The 7,027-nt window shown below is 67.3% G+C and carries 5 protein-coding genes; 4 read left to right on the top strand and 1 reads right to left on the bottom strand.

Going from position 1 to position 7,027, the window contains the following annotated elements; genetic code table 11:
- Positions 1-2,419: beta strand repeat-containing protein (locus tag ACXJKR_RS19805; RefSeq protein ID WP_457324269.1), on the bottom strand; the 2,419-nt coding region annotated here is incomplete at its 3' end.
- Positions 2,420-2,537: 118 nt separating this feature from the next.
- Here ACXJKR_RS19805 and ACXJKR_RS19800 point away from each other — a divergent pair.
- From ACXJKR_RS19800 to dnaJ, 4 genes are all read left to right on the top strand, one after another.
- Complete coding sequence (locus ACXJKR_RS19800; RefSeq protein ID WP_457324270.1) at positions 2,538-2,939, top strand: RNA-binding S4 domain-containing protein; 402 nt, start codon at positions 2,538-2,540, stop codon at positions 2,937-2,939.
- A gap of 81 nt (positions 2,940-3,020) precedes the next feature.
- The gene (gene grpE, locus ACXJKR_RS19795) at positions 3,021-3,545 is read left to right on the top strand and encodes a nucleotide exchange factor GrpE (protein ID WP_056198072.1); all 525 of its coding nucleotides are present in this window, start codon (positions 3,021-3,023) and stop codon (positions 3,543-3,545) included.
- A 127-nt stretch (positions 3,546-3,672) separates the two neighbouring features.
- Positions 3,673-5,637: a molecular chaperone DnaK gene (gene dnaK, locus ACXJKR_RS19790; protein ID WP_457324268.1), complete on the top strand. Its 1,965-nt coding sequence runs from the start codon at positions 3,673-3,675 to the stop codon at positions 5,635-5,637.
- 67 nt (positions 5,638-5,704) lie between these two features.
- Complete coding sequence (gene dnaJ, locus ACXJKR_RS19785) at positions 5,705-6,859, top strand: molecular chaperone DnaJ (RefSeq protein WP_056198076.1); 1,155 nt, start codon at positions 5,705-5,707, stop codon at positions 6,857-6,859.
- The last annotated feature ends 168 nt before the right edge of the window (positions 6,860-7,027 follow it).

Here is a 7,027-nt window from a genome sequence, read left to right as displayed (position 1 = left end):
GATGGCTCAGGTCGAGGGCCGTGCCATTGCCGAACACGACGCTGTCGGTGCGCCAGCCACCACTGCCGTCAGYCTGCACCTCCATGATGAGGCGGCTGCCGGCCGCGGCCGTGAAACTGCCGTCGATGCGCATCTGGCCAGGCGAGTTGCCCGGGCTAAAGATGCCGTAGTTGGTCACCGCGCCGATGATGGTGCCGTTGCCGCCGAGGAAGCCGTTGGTGCCGATGACGATGGTGTTCGCGGTCAGCGTGCTGTTGTTGACCACCAACGTGCCCGTGCCGCCATCCACCGAGCCGCCGGCGGTCCGGTTGCGGCCGACGCCGATCCAGTTAGCGCTGACGCTGGAGCCCTCGCTGATCAGCAGCGTGCCGTCCGACCCGCCGAGGCGGCCGACGAAGATGCCGCCCCCGGCCACGTCCACGCTGCTGCCGCCCTTGACGCGCATCAGCCCGGTGCCTTCGCGCCCGATGGTCATCGCGCCCTGGCCCGGTGCGGCCTGGATGCTGATGCTGGAAGCGCCCGCCAGCGTCAGAGTGCCGTCGCCGCCCGGGCCCACGCTGGTGCCGCCGAGGTTGAGCGACGCCCCCGCGCTGCCCGCGTTGACCAGCGTCACGTGGCTGCCGTTGGTGATCGTCGCCACGCCCGTGCCATCAGAGCGGCCGATGGACAGGAAAGCGCCCGACAAGGTGCTGCCGGTCTGCTGGCCGCTGAAGCTCAGTCTGGCATGGTCCACGCTGAGCACGCCCACGCCGCCGGAGCGGCCCACGTTCATGCCGATGGCGCTGACCAGCGCGTTGTCCGCCACCGTCAGCTGGCCGAAGCTCTGAGGGCCGTGGCCGACGCCGATATAGCTGTCGGTACCGATCAGGCGTATTTCGGAGCCCGCGCCGGTCACCACGGCCACGCCACGGCCACCGGGCTGGGTGTCGCTGGTGCCGCCTATGTAGAGGCTGGTGCTGCGCGAGTTGGTCGCGGTGGACACCGCCTGGCCGTCCAGGATCAGCTGGCCGCCCGCGCTGATGTTCAGGAAGCCTGAGCCGTCGCGGCCCACGCGCATGATGGGATTGAAGGCCTCGCCGGCGCCTCCCCCCGGCAGCACCGAAGCGGCCGAGATGGAGACGACGGAGCCGGCGCCGCTGATGTTCAGCGTGCCGGACGAAGCCGCCTCACGACCGAGGTTGAGCGCCGTGCCCGAGGGCTGGGCCGTGGTGGCGACGAGATCGATGCGGCCGCCGTTGCTGACCGTGACCCGCCCCGTGCCATTGCGCCCGACATCCAGCACCGGGCCGGTCAGGACGCCGTTGGCGGCGGCCGAGCCCAGGCCGTCGATGCGCAGCTGCGAGCCCGCGCCGTCTACCTGCAGCTCGCCATGCCCGCCGTCCCGGCCGATGGCCACGTAGAACAGGCCGCTCACCTGGCCGCCGTCCTGCAACTGCAGCAGGCCGGTGGCGTTGTTGCGCCCCACCTGCAGATAGCCAGCGTCACCGCTATAGACGACGGCCGAGCCGGCGCCGGCCACGCGCATGTCGCCCCGCCCGCCGGTCGAGCCCACGTTGATGCCGTTGTAGATGCCGGCGCGGCCCTGGATCTGCACCTGCCCGCCGCCGGTCACGTCCAGCGTGCCCCAGGCATTGGCGTGCTCGGCGAGGTTGATGAAGGCAGACCCGTTGCCCAGCGTCGGGCCGGTCACTCGCCATATCGAGCCGACGCCGTCGACGACGACCGAGGCAAAGCTGCGCTCGCTCCCCAGTGGGCTGGAGCCGCCCGGCGCGACGCCGATCGAGCCGCCGTCGGTCGTCAGCAGGCCGCCCGCCAGCACCTCGACGCGTCCGCGCGTGATGCCACCCGGCGTGCCGAAGGTGAAGGTTTCGATCGGCGGGCGGAACACTGCCAGCCCGCCGACGACGAAGGCGCGCAGGAAGCTCGCGCTGGAGCCAGCGCCGGTGACGGTCAGCGTCGCGTCGCTGCCGGCGGCATTGCCGATGAAGTTGTGGCACCACTGCGGGCCCAGCAGGCATTGGGCGCTGTCGGCGCGCGCGTCCAGCGTGGCGCCGTCGGCGATGGTCAGCGACCCCTGGCCCCAGGCGCCGAGCTCCAGCCGGTTGGTGCTGCCGTTGCCATTGATCGTCAGCACCGAGCCGGCGCCAGTGACCAGGCCCGTCGCGATGCCCGTGCCGCCGTCGGCGAAGCGCACCGAGGCTGCACTCAGGCGCGAGCCACCATTGACGAGCAGCTGCGCCGTGCCGTTGCCGCCCAGCCCCAGCGTGTTGCCGCCCAGGTTGGTATCGCCCGGTCCGGGCGCCGTGAAAGTCGGGTAGACGCGGTAGGCCCCCGTCACGATCACATCCGCCGTCGCCGCCCCGCAGGCCAGCATCGCCGCCACCGCCGTTGCACGGCCCACCCACGCACGCTTTTTCATTGCGAACCTCCCCCCAAGCAGCGCCCCTATCGGGCTGCGCAACGCTACCGGCGGGCTTGGCGACAATCATCCCTAAACCTGAGGACCTTTTTCGCCCGTGCCCGATTCCCCGACTTCGATGCGCCTGGACAAATGGCTCTGGGCCGCGCGCTTCTACAAGACCCGCGCCCTTGCCGTCGACGAGATCAATCTCGGCCGCGTGCGCGTGGGCGGCCAGCCGGTCAAGCCGGCGCGCGACGTGAAGGTCGGCGACCTGCTCAGCATCCGCATCGGCACGCTGAGCCGCGGGGTCGAAGTCCTGGGCCTGTCCAACCTGCGTGGCCCGGCGCCGCAAGCCCAGGCCCTGTACGCCGAAACCCAGGCCAGCATCACCGCCCGGGAGGCGGCCGCCGAGGCGCGCCGCCTGGCGCCGGAACCGGCCGACACGATCATGCAAGGTCGTCCGACAAAGCAGGACCGGCGCCGCTTGGCAGACTGGGACCGATGGTCTGTCTCGCTGGATGATGAAGATCCGGGTTGACCCGGATAATCCGTTTTGAATCTCCCCTCTTGAAACCAGGGCATCGCGCCCCATGTCGACGCGATCCCCTCCTTTTCTGCCATGACGACCGAAAACCCCCTGCCCGAAGACGCAGCCGGCGCCGCCGAGCCCACGGCCGCCGAGCTGAACCCCGAAATCAAGATTGCCGAGCTGGAAGGGCGCCTCGCCGAAATGAGCGACGCTTATCTGCGTGCCAAGGCCGAGACCGAGAACGCCCGCCGCCGCGCGGATGAGGACGTGGCCAAGGCCCGCAAGTTCGCCGTCGAAGCCTTCGCCGAGGCCATGCTGCCGGTGATGGACAGCCTGGAGGCGGCCATCGCCACGCCCAGCGCCAGCGTCGACACGGTGCTGGAAGGCGTGCACGCCACGCGACGCCAGCTGTCCAGCGCGCTGGAGCGCAACAAGGTCGTGGAGATCAACCCCGGCCAAGGCGCCAAGTTCGACCCGCACCAGCACCAGGCTATCTCCGTAGTGCCGGCACCGACCCAGGACGCCAACACGGTCGTCGCGGTGCTGCAGAAGGGCTTCCTGATCGCCGACCGCGTGCTGCGGCCGGCCTTGGTGACCGTGTCGGCGCCTCGCTAAGGACCTGGGGACAGACCTTGGCGCGAAGCGACATGCTCTGTCCCCACTAATTCACAGCCTGCCGCCCTTGAAGGACGGCGAGTTATCCACAAATCGAATACATCCAACAAATCTTCAGGAGTTCCAAATGGGAAAGATCATCGGCATTGACCTGGGCACCACGAATTCGTGCGTGGCCGTCATGGAAGGCAACACCACGCGCGTCATCGAGAACGCCGAAGGCGCCCGCACCACGCCGTCCATCATTGCCTACCAGGAAGACGGCGAGATCCTCGTCGGCGCCTCCGCCAAGCGTCAGTCGGTCACCAACCCGAAGAACACGCTGTATGCCGTCAAGCGCCTGATCGGCCGCAAGTTCGCCGAGAAGGAAGTGCAGAAGGACATCGACCTGATGCCCTACACCATCGCCGCCGCCGACAACGGCGACGCCTGGGTGGAAGTGCGCGGCAAGAAGTTCGCGCCTCCCCAGGTCTCGGCCGAAGTGCTGCGCAAGATGAAGAAGACGGCCGAGGACTACCTCGGCGAGGAAGTGACCGAAGCCGTCATCACGGTGCCGGCCTACTTCAATGACGCCCAGCGCCAAGCCACCAAGGACGCCGGCCGCATCGCCGGCCTGGACGTCAAGCGCATCATCAACGAGCCCACCGCCGCGGCCCTGGCCTTCGGCCTGGACAAGCACGGCAAGGGCGACCGCAAGATCGCCGTCTATGACCTCGGCGGCGGCACCTTCGACGTGTCCATCATCGAGATCGCCGACGTCGATGGCGAGATGCAGTTCGAAGTGCTGTCGACCAACGGCGACACCTTCCTGGGCGGCGAGGACTTCGACCAGCGCATCATCGATTTCATCGTCACCGAGTTCAAGAAGGAACAAGGCGTCGACCTGACCAAGGACGTGCTGGCCCTGCAGCGCCTGAAGGAAGCCGCCGAGAAGGCCAAGATCGAGCTGTCCAACTCGTCGCAGACCGACGTCAACCTGCCCTACATCACGGCAGATGCGACCGGTCCGAAGCACCTGAACGTCAAGCTGACCCGCGCCAAGCTGGAGTCGCTGGTGGACGAGCTGATCGAACGCACGATTGCGCCTTGCCGCACCGCGGTGAAGGACGCTGGCGTTGCGCTGACCGACATCGACGACGTCATCCTCGTCGGCGGCATGACCCGCATGCCCAAGGTGCRGGACAAGGTCAAGGAGTTCTTCGGCAAGGAACCGCGCCGTGACGTGAACCCCGACGAGGCCGTGGCCGTCGGTGCCGCCATCCAGGGCCAGGTCCTGGGCGGCGAGCGCAAGGACGTGCTGCTGCTGGACGTCACCCCGCTTAGCCTGGGCATCGAGACCCTGGGCGGCGTGATGACGAAGATGATCAAGAAGAACACGACCATCCCGACCAAGTTCGCGCAGACCTTCTCCACCGCCGACGACAACCAGCCAGCCGTGACCATCAAGGTCTACCAGGGCGAGCGTGAACTGGCGCAAGGCAACAAGAGCCTGGGCGAGTTCAACCTGGAAGGCATCCCGCCGTCGCCGCGCGGCACGCCGCAGATCGAGGTCAGCTTCGACATCGACGCCAACGGCATCCTGCACGTCGGCGCCAAGGACAAGGGCACCGGCAAGGAAAACAAGATCACCATCAAGGCGAACTCGGGCCTGAGCGAGGCCGAGATCGAGAAGATGGTGAAGGATGCCGAAGCCAACGCGGCCGAGGACAAGAAGAAGGTCGAACTCGTGCAGGCCCGCAACCAGGCCGACGGCATGGTGCACAGCGTGCGCAAGTCGGTCACCGAGCATGGCGACAAGCTCGAAGCGGCCGAGAAGGAAGCGATCGAAGCCGCGGCGAAGGACCTGGAAGAAGCCATCAAGGGCGACGACCAGGCCGACATCGAGGCCAAGACCGAGAAGCTGATGACGGCCAGCCAGAAGCTGGGCGAAAAGATCTACGCTGACCAACAAGGCGCGCAGGCCGCTGCGGCAGCGGCCACAGGCGCCGGTGGTGCTGAACAGCCCCAGGCCGCACCGCAAGGTGAAGCCAAGCGCCCGGCCGACGACAACGTCGTGGACGCCGAGTTCAAGGAAGTCAAGGACAGCAAGTAAGTCCCGCATGACCCCTGGCCCGGGACCGCGACAAGCGTGCCCGGGCCTTTGCCCTTGAAAGAAGACGATGGCGTCCAAGCGCGATTACTACGAAATCCTCGGCGTCGCCAAAAACGCGACCGAGGAAGACATCAAGAAGGCCTACCGCAAGCTGGCCATGAAGCACCACCCCGACCGCAACCAGGGCGACGGGGCGAAGAAGTCCGAGGAAAGCTTCAAGGAGGCCAAGGAGGCCTACGAGATGCTGTCCGACGCGCAAAAGCGCGCGGCCTATGACCAGTACGGCCATGCCGGCGTCGACCCCAACATGGGCGCCGGCCGCGGCGGCCCGGGCGCGGAAGGCTTTGGCGGCTTTGCCGAGGCCTTCGGCGACATCTTTGGCGACATCTTTGGCGGCCAAGGCGGCCAGCGCCGTGGTGCGGGCGGCGGCCAGCAGGTCTACCGCGGCAGTGACCTCAGCTACGCGATGGAGATCACGCTCGAGGAAGCCGCCCGCGGCAAGGAAACGCAGATCCGCATTCCCAGTTGGGAAGGCTGCGAGACCTGTGGCGGCACCGGCGCCAAGCCTGGCACCAGCGCCAAGACCTGCGGGTCATGTCAGGGCTCGGGCACGGTGCACATGCGCCAAGGCTTCTTCAGCATCCAGCAGACCTGCCCGCACTGCCACGGCAGCGGCAAGATCATTCCCGACCCCTGCACCACCTGCAACGGCCAGGGCAAGGTCAAGAAGCAGAAGACGCTGGAAGTGAAGATCCCAGCCGGCATCAACGAGGGCATGCGCATCCGCTCGGCGGGCAATGGCGAGCCGGGCGTGAATGGCGGCCCCAGCGGCGACCTCTACATCGAGATCCGCATCAAGCAGCACGAGATCTTCGAGCGCGATGGCGATGACCTGCATTGCACGATGCCGGTGTCCATGATCACCGCCGCCCTGGGCGGCAACATCGAAGTCCCCACGCTCGGCGGCAAGGCGGAGATCGAACTGCCCGAAGGCACCCAGCACGGCAAGACCTTCCGGCTGCGTGGCAAGGGTATCAAGGGCGTGCGTTCGAGCTATCCGGGCGACCTGTACTGCCACATCGCCATCGAGACGCCGGTCAAGCTGACCGAGCATCAGAAGAAGCTGCTCAAGGAGCTCGATGAGTCGCTGAAGAAAGGGGGCGAGCGCCACTCGCCCAACGCCAAGAGCTGGACGGATCGGGTCAAGGACCTGTTCAAGTAAGCGAGCACCAAACCGGTCAGAGCCGCGGCTTCCGCAAGGAGCCGCGGCTTTTTTACGCCTGTCACGCGCAGCCCGCCTGCGTCGTAAATCACGCCGCGCACCAAAAGAGCGAGTAAACGAGATCTCCCGACTTGACTCATAAACCCTAAAGTCCGTCGACTGTCACCC

The organism is Roseateles sp. P5_E11, from assembly GCF_054049355.1.
The sequence above is the reverse complement of the archived record's forward strand: the minus strand, read 5'-3'. Positions and strand labels throughout refer to the sequence as shown.